This is a genomic window from Martinezella rhizogenes, assembly GCF_000799715.1.
GTDB lineage: Bacteria > Pseudomonadota > Alphaproteobacteria > Rhizobiales > Rhizobiaceae > Rhizobium > Rhizobium rhizogenes_C.
The window spans coordinates 253,167-267,933 of the sequence record NZ_JUHG01000014.1 but is presented as its reverse complement, the minus strand read 5'-3'; the positions used below and the strand labels follow the sequence as shown (position 1 = coordinate 267,933).

Annotated in this window: 15 protein-coding genes; 6 read left to right on the top strand and 9 right to left on the bottom strand. The window is 61.9% G+C overall.

Going from position 1 to position 14,767, the window contains the following annotated elements:
- Nucleotides 1–43: 43 nt before the first annotated feature.
- Nucleotides 44–574: a tRNA (N6-threonylcarbamoyladenosine(37)-N6)-methyltransferase TrmO gene (gene tsaA / locus EX00_RS18805; protein WP_047461133.1), complete on the bottom strand. Its 531-nt coding sequence runs from the start codon at nucleotides 572–574 to the stop codon at nucleotides 44–46.
- Entirely contained in the window at nucleotides 558–1,508 is a 951-nt protein-coding gene (locus tag EX00_RS18800) for a LysR family transcriptional regulator (RefSeq protein WP_047461130.1), read from the bottom strand. Before EX00_RS18800 ends, tsaA begins: the two co-directional genes overlap by 17 nt.
- A gap of 96 nt (nucleotides 1,509–1,604) precedes the next feature.
- On the opposite strand from EX00_RS18800, the gene EX00_RS18795 reads away from it, so the two are divergent.
- On the top strand, nucleotides 1,605–2,483 hold the full coding sequence (locus tag EX00_RS18795) for an aldo/keto reductase family oxidoreductase (RefSeq protein WP_047461127.1): 879 nt from the start codon (nucleotides 1,605–1,607) through the stop codon (nucleotides 2,481–2,483).
- Nucleotides 2,484–2,754: 271 nt separating this feature from the next.
- Nucleotides 2,755–4,734, top strand: coding sequence for an elongation factor G (locus EX00_RS18790; RefSeq protein ID WP_047461124.1), 1,980 nt, complete (start codon nucleotides 2,755–2,757; stop codon nucleotides 4,732–4,734).
- Nucleotides 4,735–4,827: 93 nt separating this feature from the next.
- On the opposite strand, the gene EX00_RS18785 is transcribed toward EX00_RS18790, so the two are convergent.
- On the bottom strand, nucleotides 4,828–6,411 hold the full coding sequence (locus EX00_RS18785; RefSeq protein ID WP_047461121.1) for a peptide chain release factor 3: 1,584 nt from the start codon (nucleotides 6,409–6,411) through the stop codon (nucleotides 4,828–4,830).
- 90 nt (nucleotides 6,412–6,501) lie between these two features.
- On the opposite strand from EX00_RS18785, the gene dut reads away from it, so the two are divergent.
- Nucleotides 6,502–6,972 carry a dUTP diphosphatase gene (gene dut / locus EX00_RS18780; RefSeq protein ID WP_047461119.1) on the top strand — a complete coding sequence of 157 codons (471 nt, stop codon included), beginning with the start codon at nucleotides 6,502–6,504 and terminating at the stop codon, nucleotides 6,970–6,972.
- Between the two features lie 10 nt (nucleotides 6,973–6,982).
- On the opposite strand, the gene EX00_RS18775 is transcribed toward dut, so the two are convergent.
- On the bottom strand, nucleotides 6,983–7,447 hold the full coding sequence (locus EX00_RS18775; RefSeq protein WP_047461115.1) for an Lrp/AsnC family transcriptional regulator: 465 nt from the start codon (nucleotides 7,445–7,447) through the stop codon (nucleotides 6,983–6,985).
- A gap of 108 nt (nucleotides 7,448–7,555) precedes the next feature.
- Here EX00_RS18775 and EX00_RS18770 point away from each other — a divergent pair, with 108 nt between their 5' ends.
- On the top strand, nucleotides 7,556–8,470 hold the full coding sequence (locus EX00_RS18770; protein ID WP_047461112.1) for a DMT family transporter: 915 nt from the start codon (nucleotides 7,556–7,558) through the stop codon (nucleotides 8,468–8,470).
- On the top strand, nucleotides 8,467–8,769 hold the full coding sequence (locus tag EX00_RS18765; RefSeq protein WP_047461109.1) for an NIPSNAP family protein: 303 nt from the start codon (nucleotides 8,467–8,469) through the stop codon (nucleotides 8,767–8,769). The genes EX00_RS18770 and EX00_RS18765 overlap by 4 nt, the downstream gene beginning before the upstream one ends.
- 2 nt (nucleotides 8,770–8,771) lie before the next feature.
- Here the strand turns inward: EX00_RS18765 and EX00_RS18760 are convergent, their stop codons facing one another.
- The 3 genes from EX00_RS18760 to EX00_RS18750 form a co-directional block, all read right to left on the bottom strand.
- Complete coding sequence (locus EX00_RS18760) at nucleotides 8,772–9,338, bottom strand: hypothetical protein (RefSeq protein ID WP_234709054.1); 567 nt, start codon at nucleotides 9,336–9,338, stop codon at nucleotides 8,772–8,774.
- A gap of 68 nt (nucleotides 9,339–9,406) precedes the next feature.
- The gene (locus tag EX00_RS18755; RefSeq protein ID WP_047461102.1) at nucleotides 9,407–10,039 is read right to left on the bottom strand and encodes a LysE family translocator; all 633 of its coding nucleotides are present in this window, start codon (nucleotides 10,037–10,039) and stop codon (nucleotides 9,407–9,409) included.
- Nucleotides 10,040–10,061: 22 nt separating this feature from the next.
- Nucleotides 10,062–10,619 (bottom strand): cysteine hydrolase family protein, encoded by a 558-nt coding sequence (locus EX00_RS18750; protein WP_047461100.1) that lies wholly within the window; start codon nucleotides 10,617–10,619, stop codon nucleotides 10,062–10,064.
- Nucleotides 10,620–10,995: 376 nt separating this feature from the next.
- Between EX00_RS18750 and cysK the strand changes: the two genes are divergently transcribed.
- On the top strand, nucleotides 10,996–11,964 hold the full coding sequence (cysK, locus tag EX00_RS18745) for a cysteine synthase A (RefSeq protein ID WP_047461097.1): 969 nt from the start codon (nucleotides 10,996–10,998) through the stop codon (nucleotides 11,962–11,964).
- A 70-nt stretch (nucleotides 11,965–12,034) separates the two neighbouring features.
- Here the strand turns inward: cysK and EX00_RS18740 are convergent, their stop codons facing one another.
- A complete protein-coding gene (locus tag EX00_RS18740) occupies nucleotides 12,035–13,567 on the bottom strand; it encodes a YifB family Mg chelatase-like AAA ATPase (protein ID WP_047461093.1) in 1,533 nt (510 codons plus the stop codon).
- 180 nt (nucleotides 13,568–13,747) lie between these two features.
- Nucleotides 13,748–14,695, bottom strand: coding sequence for a glutathione synthase (gene gshB / locus EX00_RS18735; RefSeq protein ID WP_047461091.1), 948 nt, complete (start codon nucleotides 14,693–14,695; stop codon nucleotides 13,748–13,750).
- Nucleotides 14,696–14,767 lie beyond the last annotated feature (72 nt).

Sequence of the window (14,767 nt, the reverse complement as noted above, 5' to 3'; positions counted from 1 at the left end):
AGTCGGAGTGCACGCAACCGGCTGACGTCATGGTCGCTGTCGATTAAGTTTCACGCTTTTGGCAATAATGCGCCGTTCCCTCGTCGCCGGTCTGGAAATCGCCAGGCTGCGGCGGCGCGATCGGCTTGAACAGGCTCCGGTCCGGCTTCAGGTCCAGAAGCGGCGTGCCGTCGAGGCAATCGAGGCCGCGCACGAGCAGGGCAGCTCCCTCCACTGCTTCCAGCTTGACGATGGAGGTGCCGATCGGGTTTGGCCGCACCGGCGAGCGCAGCGAAAACGTACCGTGCACCTTGCCGCTGCTGGCGGGGCTTTGCAGCACGAGATCGCGGCGCGAGCGATCCAGCCAATAGAGAATTTCCAGCCGCTCGAAAGCCTCCACGCCCTTCAGCGCCGGCACCCAGGGTTCGAATATCTCGATGCGGCAAAGCGGCCCGTCATGCCGCCCCTGGCGCGGTGTTTCCATGCGTGACGTCCATGGCGTCGAGATGCGGCCGATGAAGACAAGCCCGGCATCGTTCGCGGCCGGCGGTTCGATCGCCACCTCGTTTTCGCGGATCTCATTTTCGCGGACCATGATTTCCCCTTTCCGGAGCGAGAATGTTCGGCGGCTTGGCCGATACGGTTATGAAATCGATGAATGCCCTGAGCGGAGCGGGCACAAGGCGCCGCCCGGGGTAATAGAGAAACGGCCCGGAAAAGGACTGCCACCATGGTTCGAGCACGGGCTCGAGCGCGCCGCTATCGAGATACGGGCGCAACCATTCCTCGAAAATATACACGATGCCGGTGCCGCCGATCGCGGCGTCCACGACAAGATCGGTCGCGCCGCCGATGCTGACGACAAGCGGGCCTGCGGGCGTGATCCGCACGATTTCGCCATCGCGCTCGAATTCCCAGGGCGGCATCAGGCCGCTGGAAAAGCGACCACGAAGACAGGCGTGATCGATCAGCTCGCTCGGATGCTCCGGCCTGCCATGGCGGTCGAGGTATGAGCGCGAAGCGGCGGTCGCGAAGCGCTGGGTGCGCGGCCCGATCGGTATGGCGATCATGTCCTGCTCCAACCTCTCGTCATATCGGATGCCGGCATCGCAGCCCACTGCGAGCACATCGACGAAGCTGTCCTCCGCAAGGATCTCCAGTTGGATATCGGGATAGGCGGCGAGAAAGCGCGGGACGATGTCAGGCAGCACAAGCCGCGCAGCACTGATCGGCACGTTCAACCGCAAGGTTCCCGCCGGTTTGTCACGGAAACCGTTCACCACATCGAACGCCGCCTCCACCTCCGACAGCGCGGGGCCGAGCCTTTCCAGCAATCGCTCTCCCGCCTCGGTCGGCACGACGCTGCGTGTCGTCCGATTGAGCAAACGTACGCCAAGCTCGGCCTCAAGGCGGCGAACCGCCTCGCTCAAGCCCGAGGGGCTTTTGCCGCTCAGGCGCGCGCCCTCGCGAAAGCCCTTGGCACGCGCCACGGCAACGAATGCGCTCATGTCCAGCAGATCGATCTTCACTGTTCGTCACTCCGCACAGCCTGTGCGGATTGTACCGGATTATCACGCAAGCCAACAACGCCTATTTCTGAAGGGAAGCTAAAAAGGAGATATCCCATGTCAAGCATCGACCACTCCGGAACATTCACCCTTGGCGATCGCACCGTGAAGCGGCTCGGTTATGGAGCCATGCAGCTTGCCGGGCCCGGCGTGTTCGGACCGCCTCGGGATCGCGACGCGGCGGTAGCCGTCCTCAGGGAGGCTGTTGCAAGCGGCGTGAACCATATCGACACCAGCGACTTCTACGGCCCGCACGTCACCAATGAAATCATCCGCGAGGCGCTCCACCCCTATCCTGACGATCTTGTCATCGTCACCAAGATCAGCGCCCGCCGAGGAACGGACGGGTCATGGATCCCGGCGATGTCGCGCGAGGAATTGACGCAGGCCGTGCATGACAACCTGCGCAATCTCGGCCTCGACGTGCTTGAGGTCGTCAATCTTCGCAGCATGCTGGATGTGCATGGTCCGGTCGAAGGGTCGCTGGAAGCGCCCCTGACGGTGCTTGCCGAGCTCCAGCAAAAGGGCCTGGTGCGCCATATAGGGCTTAGCAACGTCACGCCGACGCAGATCGCCGACGGCCGCAAGATCTGCGATATCGTTTGCGTGCAGAACTTCTACAATCTGGCGCACCGCGATGATGACGCCCTAATCGACGCGCTTGCCCGCGAGGGCACTGCCTATGTGCCGTTCTTCCCGCTCGGCGGGTTCAGCCCGTTGCAGTCGTCGACCCTCTCCGACGTTGCCGAACGCCTCGGCGCCACCCCCATGCAGGTCGCGCTCGCCTGGTTGCTTCGCCGCGCACCCAACATCCTGCTCATCCCAGGCACCTCGTCCGTCGCCCATCTGCGGGAGAACCTGAAAGCACCCGAGATCAACTTGCCGGATGATGCACTGACGCAGCTTGACGGCGTCGCAAAGGCCAGCGCGATCTGAGAGCCGAAGCCAGGGGCTCCCGCTCCATAGTCCCCAATATCACGCCGCCTTGACGGCGTGATATTCCCTGATGACGGATAGCGTTCACCATCAACGCAGCACTATGGCCTTGTTGACATACCTTCGGATACGCCTTTAGAGTTTGGCCCGCGCCTCTGTAAAACCGCAGAGGGTTCCGCATCAGGCCATAGCTATCAGCATGTAGAGGTTCCAATGCGCCGATTCACTTCTCACGAAAATCACATTCGAAATTCTGAGAAGCTGAGGGTTCATGCGCACTTTGAATCTGGGCATCCTGGCCCATGTAGACGCAGGCAAGACTAGCCTTACCGAACGACTGCTTTTTGACGCCGGCGTCATCGACAAGCTCGGCAGTGTCGATACCGGCAGCACGCAAACGGATAGTCTCGAACTCGAACGGCAACGTGGCATCACGATCAGGGCCGCGGTGGTGTCTTTTACCATCGGCGATACGGTCGTTAATCTGATCGACACGCCCGGTCACCCTGACTTCATCGCCGAGGTCGAGCGGGTACTTGGATTGCTGGACGCCGCCGTGGTCGTTGTTTCGGCGGTTGAAGGCGTACAAGCACAGACGCGTGTGCTGGTGCGGGCGCTGCGACGTCTTGCCGTTCCATTCCTGTTCTTCATCAACAAGGTTGATCGTCTCGGCGCGCGCTATGATGACGTGCTGGGGGCCATTGCCACCCAATTGCCGGTTCGGCCCATTGCCATGTCGTCCGTCATCGATGCCGGCAGCAAGCTTGCTCGGGTGGAGGCATTCGACCTGGGACGTGAACCGCTTTTCACGGCCCTATGCGAAGCACTGGCGGAAAATGACGACGCGCTGCTGGGCGACTATGTCCAGGCCCCTGATCGCCTGACCACCGAAAGGTTTCAGCGCTCCTTGGCTGATCAGGTCGCTAGAGGCCTGGTGCATCCGGCATTCGCAGGAGCGGCGACGACCGGCGTTGGCGTGGCTGCCGTGACATCGGCCATTGCGACGATGCTCCCCCATCGCCGCCTCGACCCGGACGGTCCGGTTGTCGGAAAAATCTTCAAGATCGAGCGTGGATGGGGCGGCGAAAAGCTGTCTTATATCTGCCTGGCATCCGGCACGATCCAGCTCCGGCAATATCTGCGTTTGCCCAAAGGCCCGGCAAGGGTGACCGGAATCCATGTTTTCGGGGCCGGCCGGATTCATAGCGTTGCCAGTGTCCGCGCCGGGCAGATCGCCCGCATAAGCGGGCTCGGCGGCGCGCGGATCGGCGACGCGGTGGGAACCGACCTACTTTCAGTTGCTCATGCTAATTTTGCTCCGCCCACCCTCGAAACCCGCGTCCTAGCCCGGCGGCCCTCCGATCATGCTGCGCTCTGGCTGGCACTGAACCAGCTGGCCGAACAGGACCCCTTGATCAACCTGCGCAGGAACGAGGAGGTAAACGAAGTCTTCGTGTCACTTTATGGCGAGGTGCAAAAGGAAGTCATCCAATCAACCCTACTGACGGACTTCGGTCTCGAGGCGACCTTTGAGGAAAGCACGGTCATCTGCGTGGAGAGGCTCGTTGGAACTGGCACTGGCCTCGAAATCATATTCAAGGACCCAAATCCATTTATCGCGACAGTCGGGCTGCGTGTCGAACCGCGGCCGGCAGGGGCGAGCAACAGCTTCGCGCTGGAAGTGGACGTAGGTCAGATGCCCGCAAGCTTTTATCGGGCGGTCGAGGAAACCGTATTTGAAACGCTTAAACAGGGCATCTGCGGCTGGCAGGTTATTGATTGCCATGTGGCTATGACCGCGGCCCGGCAGAGTTCGCCGACGAGCACTGCCGCTGATTTTCGGCAGTTGACACCTCTGGTGCTGGCAACTGCTCTGTCGGCCGCACAAACCGTCGTATGTGAGCCGGTCGACCGTTTTTACATCGAAGCTCCCGCGGCGACGTTGAACGGCTTGCTCACCTTGCTTGCGAAATCCGGCGCATCAACAAAGGATTCCACGGTGGCCAACGATGTTGTCCGACTGGAAGGCACCATAGCGTCCGTGATGATCCAGAGCATCCAACAACAAGTGCCAGGGCTGACAAGCGGCCTAGGGACCATGGAATCTTCCTTTGATCACTATGCTCCAGTGACTGGTCCACAGCGGTCGCGGCGGCGTTCGGGCGCCGATCCGTTCAATCGGGCCGAATATCTGCTGCGCATGCGCCGAAATCTCGCCGGGACCAATCCGCCAAGCGAAAAGGAAAATTAGCCACCATATCAGAAGAATTCTTGCGGCCGCTCCGGAACCCGCGATAGGCCACAAGCCGACCGCCCGTGGCCTTTGCTGACAAATGCCCGAATATCACGCCGCCTTGAAGGCGTGATATTCCTTGATCGCGACCATTTTGATAGCCGGATAACGTTCTGACTCGTAGCGCAGCGAGAAGCCGTCCTGGGCGAGGAAGACCGGGTCGCCGTCGAGGTCGCGGGCGATGTCGCCGCGACGGGCGGTGAGGAACTTGTCGAGGTCGGCAGGCTGCTCCGCCGAGATCCAGCGGCAGACGGAGAAGCGAGACATTTCGAAGGAGACCGGCAGGCCGTATTCCCCCATCAACCGCTCTTTCAAGACGTCGAGCTGCAGCGCGCCAACGACACCGACGATGGCGGGCGAGCCGTCTTCCGGAGAGAAGAGCTGCACGACGCCTTCTTCCGCCATCTGCTGCAAGGCTTCCTTCAGCTTCTTTGCCTTCATCGCGTCTTCGAGACGGACGCGGCGCAGGATTTCCGGCGAGAAGTTCGGTACACCCTGGAACACGAGGGATTCACCCTCGGTCAGCGTGTCGCCGATGCGGAGCGTCCCGTGGTTCGGAATACCGACCACGTCGCCGGCATAGGCGGTGTCGGCGAGCTGGCGCTGCGAGGCGAAGAAAAATTGCGGCGCGGTCAGGCCGAGCTGCTTGCCGGTGCGTGACAGCCGCGCCTTCATGCCGCGCTCGAGCTTGCCGGAGCAGATGCGGGCAAAGGCGATGCGGTCGCGATGGTTCGGGTCCATGTTGGCCTGGATCTTGAAGACGAAAGCCGTCATCTTGTCGTCGGTGGCGTGAACCGTCCTGATATCGGCGACCTGATCGCGCGGCGGCGGCGCGAACTCGCCGAGCGCGTTGATGAGATCGCGGACACCGTAGTTGCGCAGCGCCGAGCCGAAGAAGACAGGCGTCATGTGCCCTTCAAGGAAAGATGCCCGGTCGAAGGGACGACAGGCTTCGATCGCCAGCTCCGTTTCGTCGATGAAGGCTTGCCGCTCGTTTTCCGGCAGCCTGTCGGCGACGCTCCGCGGGCCGTTGACACGGGTCGGTTCGATTTCCCTGTCGGAACCGCGCACGGTGTTGTCGGCCAGATGATAGGAGCCGCAGAAGCTCTTTGCCCGGCCGATCGGCCAGGTGATCGGCGCCGTATCCAGCGCCAGCTTTTCTTCCACTTCATCGAGAATCTCGAAGGGATCGCGGCTTTCGCGGTCCATCTTGTTGATGAAAGTGATGATCGGAATGTCGCGCATGCGGCAGACTTCGAACAGCTTCAGCGTCCGAGGCTCGATACCCTTGGCCGCATCGATGACCATGACGGCGGCGTCGACGGCTGTCAGCGTGCGATAGGTGTCGTCGGCGAAGTCTTCGTGGCCGGGCGTGTCGAGAATGTTGAAGACATTGCCTTCATATTCGAAGGTCATGACCGAGGTCACGACCGAGATGCCGCGTTCGCGCTCGATCTTCATCCAGTCGGAGCGCGTCTGGATACGATCCTTCTTCGCCTTGACCTCACCGGCAAGCTGAATGGCGCCGCCGAACAGCAGCAGCTTTTCGGTGAGCGTCGTCTTGCCCGCGTCCGGGTGAGCGATAATAGCGAATGTGCGGCGGCGGGAGACCGCCTCGGCGAGACTTTCGGCCATGCGTGTGAATCCTGTGAATTGCGGCGTATCTAGCGTTTCGGAGGCCGGATTGCAATTGACCTTGGGCGCTCACGCGCAAACTAATGCCGTATGACCATTCACACCGATACGCGCCCGACGCTGAACCTCATCCGCCTTGCCCATGGCCAGGGCCTCGACCTACCCGCCTATGAGACCAAGGGCGCAGCCGGCATGGACCTGCGCGCGGCCATCGAAGACGGCGAGACACTGACGATCGCTCCCGGCAAGCGAGCTCTGGTTCCAACCGGCTTCATCTTTGAGATCCCCGAGGGTTTCGAGGCCCAGATCCGCCCACGTTCCGGTCTCGCCTTCAAGCATGGCATCACCTGCCTCAACACTCCCGGCACGATTGACAGCGACTATCGCGGCGAAGTGAAGGTGCTGCTGATCAACCTCGGCGAGGAACCATTCGAGATCACGCGCGGCATGCGCATCGCCCAGGTGGTGATCGCGCCGGTCACGCAAGTCCGTGTCGCCGAAATCACCGAAGTCAGCGACACGGCGCGGGGCGCCGGCGGCTTCGGCTCGACCGGCGTGTAATGGGAGAGTTTTAGCGCGAAAGCGGCGGCAGCCGACGTTTGACGGGAGTTGCCTTGATCATTGCCGTATTGGTTTCGGCACGTTCGGTAATCTTGTCGAGGATACCGTCAAGGTCGCCCATCGAGCGCACCACCAGGCGGCCGATGAAACAGTCGTCGCCGGTGACCTTGTCGCATTCGATGAACTCCGGGGTCTGCTGGATGATCCGCTCGACCACATGCAATTGGCCGGGCAGCGGCCGGATGCGGACGATCGCCTGCAAGGGATAGCCGATTGCTTCCGGCGCGATATCCACCGTGAACGCCGCGATGACGCCGCGCTCCTCCAGCCGCCGCACGCGTTCGGCGGCACTCGGCGAGGACAAGCCCGCCGCTTCCGCCAGCTCCTTCAACGAAATCCGGGCATTGCGCGCGAGCGCCTCCAGCATCCGCTGGTCGATCGCATCGAGCTCCATAGCCGTATTAGGCAAACCCATATCATCACCTCATATAATTAGGACCACAGGCCAAAAATCTTTATCAAACCTATATCATATGCGCGCTGGCGGCAATATTATCAGGCTCAACAAAGGGGAGCCCGGACAATGAACGAGATAAGACGCGGCACAGCGGAAATGACGGCGGCAATGCTGATTTCGGGGACGATCGGCTGGTTCGTGCTGATGTCGGGGCAGCCTGTCACCGGCGTCGTTTTCTGGCGCTGCCTGATCGGCGCGCTGACGCTTCTCGTCATCTGTGGCACCATGGGCCTCCTGCGTCCCGGCATCCTCAGCCTGCGGACGTTCGCAATCGCGGTTGGCGGCGGCATCGCCATCGTCCTCAACTGGCTGCTGCTATTCGCCGCCTATTCGCATGCTTCCATCTCGATCGCCACCACCGTCTACAACACCCAGCCTTTCATGCTGCTCGGCCTCGGCGCGCTGTTTCTCGGCGAGAAGATCACGCTCACCAAGCTTTTCTGGCTGGGCCTCGCCTTTGCCGGCATGATTGTCATCGTCGAAGGCAAATCCGCGCAGACAGGCGCTGCGGGCAGCTATCTCACCGGCATCCTGCTCTCGCTCAGTGCCGCCTTCTTCTATGCGCTGGCGGCCATCGCCGCCAAATGGCTGAAAGGCACGCCGCCCCATCTGATCGCGCTGATCCAGGTCTCGACCGGCATCCTGATGCTCGCACCCTTCACGGATTTCTCTGCCTTGCCGCAAGATGCCGGCGGATGGTCCATTCTGGCGACGATGGGCATAGTCCATACCGGACTGATGTATGTGCTGCTGTATGGCGCCATCCAGAAGCTGCCGACCCACCTGACCGGCGCGCTGTCCTTCATCTACCCGATCGCCGCCATCGTCGTCGACCGCTTCGCCTTCGGCCATGTGCTTGGCGTGGCGCAAATCATCGGCGCGGTAATCATCCTGGCTGCTGCGGCAGGCATGAACCTCGGCTGGACGATCCCGCTGCCGCGTCCTAAAAGCGCTGATCTTTCCAAGGGAACCATCGAATGATCACCTGCTATCTCCGCTATACGATCGATCCCTACAAGCTCGCTGAATTCGAACATTACGCCAAGCTCTGGATCCCACTCGTCAATCGGCTGGGCGGCACGCATCACGGCTATTTCATGCCGCATGAGGGCGCCAACAACATCGCGCTGGCGCTCTTCAGCTTCTCGAGCCTTGCCGACTACGAGACCTACCGGCAGCGCATGGCCGAGGACGCCGAATGCCAAGCCGCCTTTGCCTATGCGGAAGAGACGCGCTGCATCCTCAGCTATGAGCGCAGCTTCATGCGGCCGGTTTTCTGATCCTACTTCGCCGGGATAGGGCAGCTTTCCGATTGGCCATCGAGGCCTTCGGTCAGCCGCTCGAAGGCGGTATTTGACGATGAGCCGTTGCGCGTAATGCGCAGGACATAGAGCCCATCGAAATCCTTGCCATGCCATTTCGGCACCACCTTGGCATCACCGCCATTGTCGGCCATCAACTCGCGGGCGACATCGACGATCTGCTTATGCTCCCAGGCGACGAAGACGAGCTTTCCGCGATAGTCCGGCTTTTCCAACGCCGCCTTCAGGCCGTCGACATCGTCATAACCAAAGCTGGTGTCGACCGGTAAGCCGAGAGCAATGGCGGTCGGCTCGATGGTCGCAAGCGGCTGGACATAATCATAGGAAATGCCTGAATCGTCCTTTTGCTTCGACGGATCGGGCGCGAAGATCGCGGCCGGCTTGCCAAAGAGACGGGTGAGCACCGGCGGCAGCGCCAGAGCGCGATTGAGCCCCTGGCAACTGAGCTGACCGAGGCCGGCCGCCGGCTTTTCGCCGTGACGCAGGAAGACGATCGTCTGTGTCGCCCCATCTGCCGTCATAGCCATTGACGCGGAACCGCAGAAAGAGGCGAGGCAGAGCAGCCCCACAACGAGTTTCTGCGGAACCGTCCGCATTACCGTTGCGCCTCGACTGCCATGCGCACGGCGAGGCCGGCCAGCACAGTACCCATCAGCCAGCGCTGCACCAGCATGAAGGCCGGACGCTGGGCGAAGAAGATCGCGATGGAGCCGGCCGTCAGCGCGAAGATGGCGTTGAATGTCACGCTGATAACGATCTGCGTGAAACCGAGGGCGAGAGACTGGGTGAAGACGCTGCCGGCGGCGGGGTCGATGAATTGCGGCAGAAGCGACAGATAGAGGATTGCCACTTTCGGGTTCAACAGGCTGGTCACCAAGCCCATAGTGAAGAGCCGGCGCTTACTGTCCTTCGGTAGTTCGCGCACCTGAAAGGCGGAGCGGCCACCAGGCTTCAGCGCATTCCAGGCAAGCCAGACGAGATAGGCGGCACCTGCAAGACGAAGCGCGTCATAGGCAAAGGGCACGGCAAAGACGAAGGCGGTAATGCCGAGGGCGGCGGACAGCATGTAGAAGACAAAGCCGCAGGCGACGCCGCCAAGCGAAATCAGCCCGGCTGCCGGCCCCTGCGAGATCGATCGCGATATCAAATAGATCATGTTCGGCCCCGGCGTCAGCACCATGCCGAGGGCGATCAGGGAAAAGGCGATCATGCTGGTCAGATGCGGCATCGGGGCTCCGGCTGGGAGATTGTCAGAAGGCGATTTGGGCCGTCGGGACAAGCTTGATTTCATGCGGCCCGGCGTCGAAGCCGTCAAGCAGCATATTGTGATGGGAGACAATCGCCTCGAACGAGAGCTGGCCCATATCGGCGGTCGTATGACCGTCGCTGATCAAGGTCACATCGAAGCCGAGGGAGACGGCCCGTCGGGCCGTGGTGTCGACGCAGAATTGCGTCATGCAGCCGCCGATGACGAGATGGGTGATGCCGCGAGCGCGCAGGCGCTGCTCGAGATCCGTCTCGAAGAAGGAATCCGAACTCGCCTTGTGAACTACGGCATCGCCGGCCTCCGGCGCAATTTCGCGGCGCAACTGCCAGCCCTCGCCGCGCTTGGCCAGGCGATGGGTCCCATGGCCATCATGCTGGACGATGAAGGAGGGAATGCCGGCGGCGCGGGCCTCGCGCTTCAATGCGGCGAGCTTTGCCACGACTGTCTCCAGAGCGGCGTCGATCGCCGGCTGACGCGCTGGCGTGCCAAGACCGGTCAGGATGGCGTTCTGAAGGTCGATCAGGAGCAATGCGGAGGACATGGCGGCCTTTGCAGCATGGTTTCGACAACGTGGTTCGGCAGGCGGTTAAGCCTTTGGTAGTGTATTCGAGCGCCCAGCACAACCGCTTGAAAAGACTGGAATGCTGCGTTAGAGCAACCACTTGTCTCTAGAGGAAGATCACCATGACACACAGCCTTGCTCACCGATAGCGGCGCATTTTCCATCGCCGCGGCTATCCCCGCCGTCATGGCAGCCTTCATCGCCACCTGAGCAGCTTAAAAAAACCTTCCCCAAGGACGTCATTTGGGAGATTCTTTTCCCAAGTGGCGCTGGAGCCCAGAGTGGGATCACTCTGGTTTCCGCCGCCGTTTGATCCTATTGTGCCTTCACAATTCCAATAAAGGGAGAGCTACCCATGTCCGACACCCGCAAACCAGGCCGCGGCCGCGTCTATGGCTCGATCACCGAGACCATCGGCGATACGCCGCTCGTGCGTCTCGACAAGCTGGCCAAGGAGAAGGGCGTCAAGGCCAACCTCTTGGCAAAGCTCGAGTTCTTCAACCCGATCGCCTCGGTCAAGGATCGTATCGGCGTCGCCATGATCGAGAGCCTGGAAGCCCAGGGCAAGATCACCCCCGGCAGGAGCGTGCTGATCGAGCCGACCTCCGGCAATACTGGCATCGCACTCGCCTTTGCCGCCGCCGCCAAGGGTTACAAGCTGATCCTCACCATGCCGGAAACCATGTCGATCGAGCGCCGCAAGATGCTGGCGCTGCTCGGCGCCGAGCTGGTGCTGACCGAAGGGGCAAAGGGCATGAAGGGCGCCATCGCCAAGGCCGAGGAACTGGCCTCGACGCTGCCGGACGCTGTCATCCCGCAGCAGTTCGAAAACCCGGCCAACCCGGAAATCCATCGCAAGACGACGGCCGAGGAAATCTGGAACGACACGAACGGCAACGTCGACATCTTCGTCTCCGGCATCGGCACCGGCGGCACGATCACCGGCGTCGGCCAGGTGTTGAAGGCCCGCAACCCCGATATCAAGGTCATCGCCGTCGAGCCTGCCGACTCACCGGTTCTGTCCGGCGGCAATCCCGGCCCGCACAAGATCCAAGGCATCGGCGCCGGCTTCGCCCCGAAGATCCTCGACACGCACGTCTATGACGAAGTCGTCACCGTCACCAATGACGAAGCTTTCCAGCTGGCCCGCCTGGTTGCCAGGCTCGAGGGCGTGCCGGTCGGCATCTCCTCCGGCGCTGCGCTGACGGCTGCGATCAAGGTCGGCCAGCGGCCTGAAAACGAAGGCAAGACCATCGTTGTCATCATCCCCTCCTTTGCAGAACGTTATCTTTCGACGGTGCTGTTCGAGGGACTGGGTGGCTGACACGGCCAGCTACAATCGTCAAATACCCGAAGGGCGCTACGGCGCCCTTTGTCGTTTCAGCTACTTGCCCTCACGCCGCCGCCGTCAGCCGTTCTCCGGCGATGCGGTAGGAAATAGCCTCGGCGAGATGGATCCGCCCCACCATCTGCTTGTCGTCAAGATCGGCGAGCGTGCGTGCCACCTTCAGCACACGATGATAGCCACGGGCGGAGAACTTCATCTTCTCGGCCGCATCGCGCAACAATTGCAGGCCGGCCGCGTCCGGCTCGGCGATGATCTCGATCATCGATGTCGAGCAGCGGGCGTTGGTGGAGATGCCTTTCAGGCCAGCCGCCTCGAAGCGTTCGCGCTGCCGTTCGCGGGCGCGAGCAACGCGCAGCGCGACATCGGCGCTCTTTTCGGCCGTTGCGGGCCGGATGAGATCGGCGGCGGAGACGGCAGGCACGTCGATGCGGATATCGATGCGGTCGAGCAGTGGCCCGGATATGCGGCCCTGATAATCGGAGACGCAACGCGGGCCACGGGCACAAGTGTGACCCGGCTCTCCGGCCATGCCGCAGCGACAAGGGTTCATCGCCGCAATGAGCTGGATGCTGGCGGGATAGGAAACGCGGTGATTGGCGCGGGCGATGATGCATTCGCCCGTTTCCAGCGGCTGGCGCAGCGCGTCCAGCGCCTGTGGCGAAAACTCCGGCAGCTCATCAAGGAAGAGAACACCGTGATGGGCAAGCGAGGCTTCGCCGGGCCTGGCGCGGTGGCCGCCGCCGACCAATGCGGCCATGGTGGCGGAATGATGCGGCGTGCGATAGGGCCGGCGATCGGAGAGCTTGCCGCCGGAAAGCTGACCGGCGACCGAATGGATCATCGACACTTCGAGCAGTTCCGCCGTCGACAGCGGCGGCAGGATCGACGGCAGACGCGAGGCCAGCATAGACTTGCCGGAACCGGGTGGCCCGACGAAAAGCAGATTATGCCCACCGGCCGCCGCCACCTCCAGCGCCCGCTTGGCGCTCTCCTGCCCCTTGATATCGGCAAGATCGGGAAAATTGGCAGGAGTGGCGCGGATGGCGGGTTCTGGCCGCGACAAGACCTGGGTACCGCGAAAATGATTGGCGAGCGCGATCAGGCTGCGCGGCGCGAGAATATCGATCTCGGCACCGGCCCAGGCGGCTTCGGGACCGCTTTCAGCCGGGCAGATCAGCCCCTTGCCCATGGCATTGGCGGCGATTGCGGCCGGCAGCGCGCCGGCGACCGGCGCGATCGTGCCATCGAGGTTGAGTTCGCCTAGGACGGCATAGGCGGACAGCGCATCCGCGGGAATGGCGCCCAACGCCGCCATCAGCCCGAGCGCGATCGGAAGATCGAAGTGGCTGCCCTCTTTGGGAAGATCGGCGGGGGCAAGATTGACCGTCACCTTCTTTGGCGGCAGCGCCAGACCCGAGGCATGCAAAGCCGCCTGCACGCGCTCTCGACTTTCGGCAACGGCCTTGTCCGGCAGGCCGACGATGTGCATCAGCACCTTGCCGGGCGCGATCATCACCTGCACTTCGACGGGAACGCCCTCAATACCCTGAAATGCAACCGTGCTGACACGCGCCACCATGCTTTATCCCCTGTGCCGCAAGCTTTTTACACTAGCAACCCAATCCCTTGGTAGGCTGCGGTTGCAATCTTGCATGGAAAAAGGAATATAACAAGAACAATAAACGAACAAACCTACTATCGCGCGAGCCGTTACGACAGCAAGTTGTAATATAAGAACAAACTGAGACGAAAAGCCGAATCAGGCGCGTTTGGCCTCGATCGCATCCCAGAGCAGGCTGGCGATATCGGCGCCGCCAAAGCGCTTGACCTCGCGGATGCCGGTCGGCGACGTCACGTTGATCTCCGTCATATAGTCGCCGATGACGTCGATGCCGACGAGAAGGAAGCCGCGTGCCTTCAGCGATGGGCCGATGCGGGCGCAGATTTCCTGTTCGCGCGCCGTCAACTCCGTCGCCTCGGCGCGGCCGCCGACATGCATGTTGGAGCGGCTGTCATGCTCGGCCGGAACACGGTTGATGGCGCCGACCGGCTCGCCGTCGACGAGGATAATGCGCTTGTCGCCCTTGCGAACATCCGGCAGATATTGCTGGGCGATGAAGGGTTCGCGGAAGAGCTGGCCGAACATTTCGAGCAGCGAAGACAGGTTGCGGTCGTCGCGGGTCGAATGGAAGACACCAGCGCCGCCATTGCCGTAGAGCGGCTTCAGGATGATGTCGCCCATCTCCTCGCGGAAACGGCGGATCTCGCCGGCATCGCGGGTGATCAGCGTCTTCGGCATCAGGTCGGCGAATTCGGTGACGAAAATCTTTTCCGGGGAGTTGCGCACCCAGGCCGGATCGTTGACGACGAGCGTCTTCGGGTGAATGCGCTCGAGCAGATGCGTCGAAGTGATGTAAGCCATGTCGAAGGGCGGATCCTGGCGCAGCAGCACGACGTCCATGGTCGACAGATCGACGCGCTCCGGTTCGCCGAGTTCGAAATGATCGCCCTTGACGTCGCGCAGGATCATCGGCTCGACCGAGGCATAGATCGTGCCGTCGCGCATGCTGAGGCGCTCGGGCGTGTAGTGGAAGAGCTTGTAGCCGCGATTCTGGGCCTCCAGGCTCATGGCGAACGTCGAGTCGCCCGCGATGCTGATGCCCTGCACATGGTCCATCTGGACCGCAACATTCTTGATCTTCGCCATGATTTGCCCTCGCTCGAATTCGCCGACAGATTTAGGTCGCCCGGCTATCAAACGCAACGGCTATTGAAGAGA

Excerpts from the sequence above, each read along its gene's own strand:
- tsaA (WP_047461133.1), bottom strand. The coding sequence starts at position 574 with ATGGTCCGCGAAAATGAGATCCGCGAAAACGAGGTGGCGATCGAACCG.
- EX00_RS18795 (WP_047461127.1), top strand. The coding sequence starts at position 1,605 with ATGTCAAGCATCGACCACTCCGGAACATTCACCCTTGGCGATCGCACC.
- EX00_RS18790 (WP_047461124.1), top strand. The coding sequence starts at position 2,755 with ATGCGCACTTTGAATCTGGGCATCCTGGCCCATGTAGACGCAGGCAAG.
- EX00_RS18785 (WP_047461121.1), bottom strand. The coding sequence starts at position 6,411 with ATGGCCGAAAGTCTCGCCGAGGCGGTCTCCCGCCGCCGCACATTCGCT.
- dut (WP_047461119.1), top strand. The coding sequence starts at position 6,502 with ATGACCATTCACACCGATACGCGCCCGACGCTGAACCTCATCCGCCTT.
- EX00_RS18775 (WP_047461115.1), bottom strand. The coding sequence starts at position 7,447 with ATGGGTTTGCCTAATACGGCTATGGAGCTCGATGCGATCGACCAGCGG.
- EX00_RS18770 (WP_047461112.1), top strand. The coding sequence starts at position 7,556 with ATGAACGAGATAAGACGCGGCACAGCGGAAATGACGGCGGCAATGCTG.
- EX00_RS18765 (WP_047461109.1), top strand. The coding sequence starts at position 8,467 with ATGATCACCTGCTATCTCCGCTATACGATCGATCCCTACAAGCTCGCT.
- EX00_RS18760 (WP_234709054.1), bottom strand. The coding sequence starts at position 9,338 with ATGGCTATGACGGCAGATGGGGCGACACAGACGATCGTCTTCCTGCGT.
- EX00_RS18755 (WP_047461102.1), bottom strand. The coding sequence starts at position 10,039 with ATGCCGCATCTGACCAGCATGATCGCCTTTTCCCTGATCGCCCTCGGC.
- EX00_RS18750 (WP_047461100.1), bottom strand. The coding sequence starts at position 10,619 with ATGTCCTCCGCATTGCTCCTGATCGACCTTCAGAACGCCATCCTGACC.
- cysK (WP_047461097.1), top strand. The coding sequence starts at position 10,996 with ATGTCCGACACCCGCAAACCAGGCCGCGGCCGCGTCTATGGCTCGATC.
- EX00_RS18740 (WP_047461093.1), bottom strand. The coding sequence starts at position 13,567 with ATGGTGGCGCGTGTCAGCACGGTTGCATTTCAGGGTATTGAGGGCGTT.
- gshB (WP_047461091.1), bottom strand. The coding sequence starts at position 14,695 with ATGGCGAAGATCAAGAATGTTGCGGTCCAGATGGACCATGTGCAGGGC.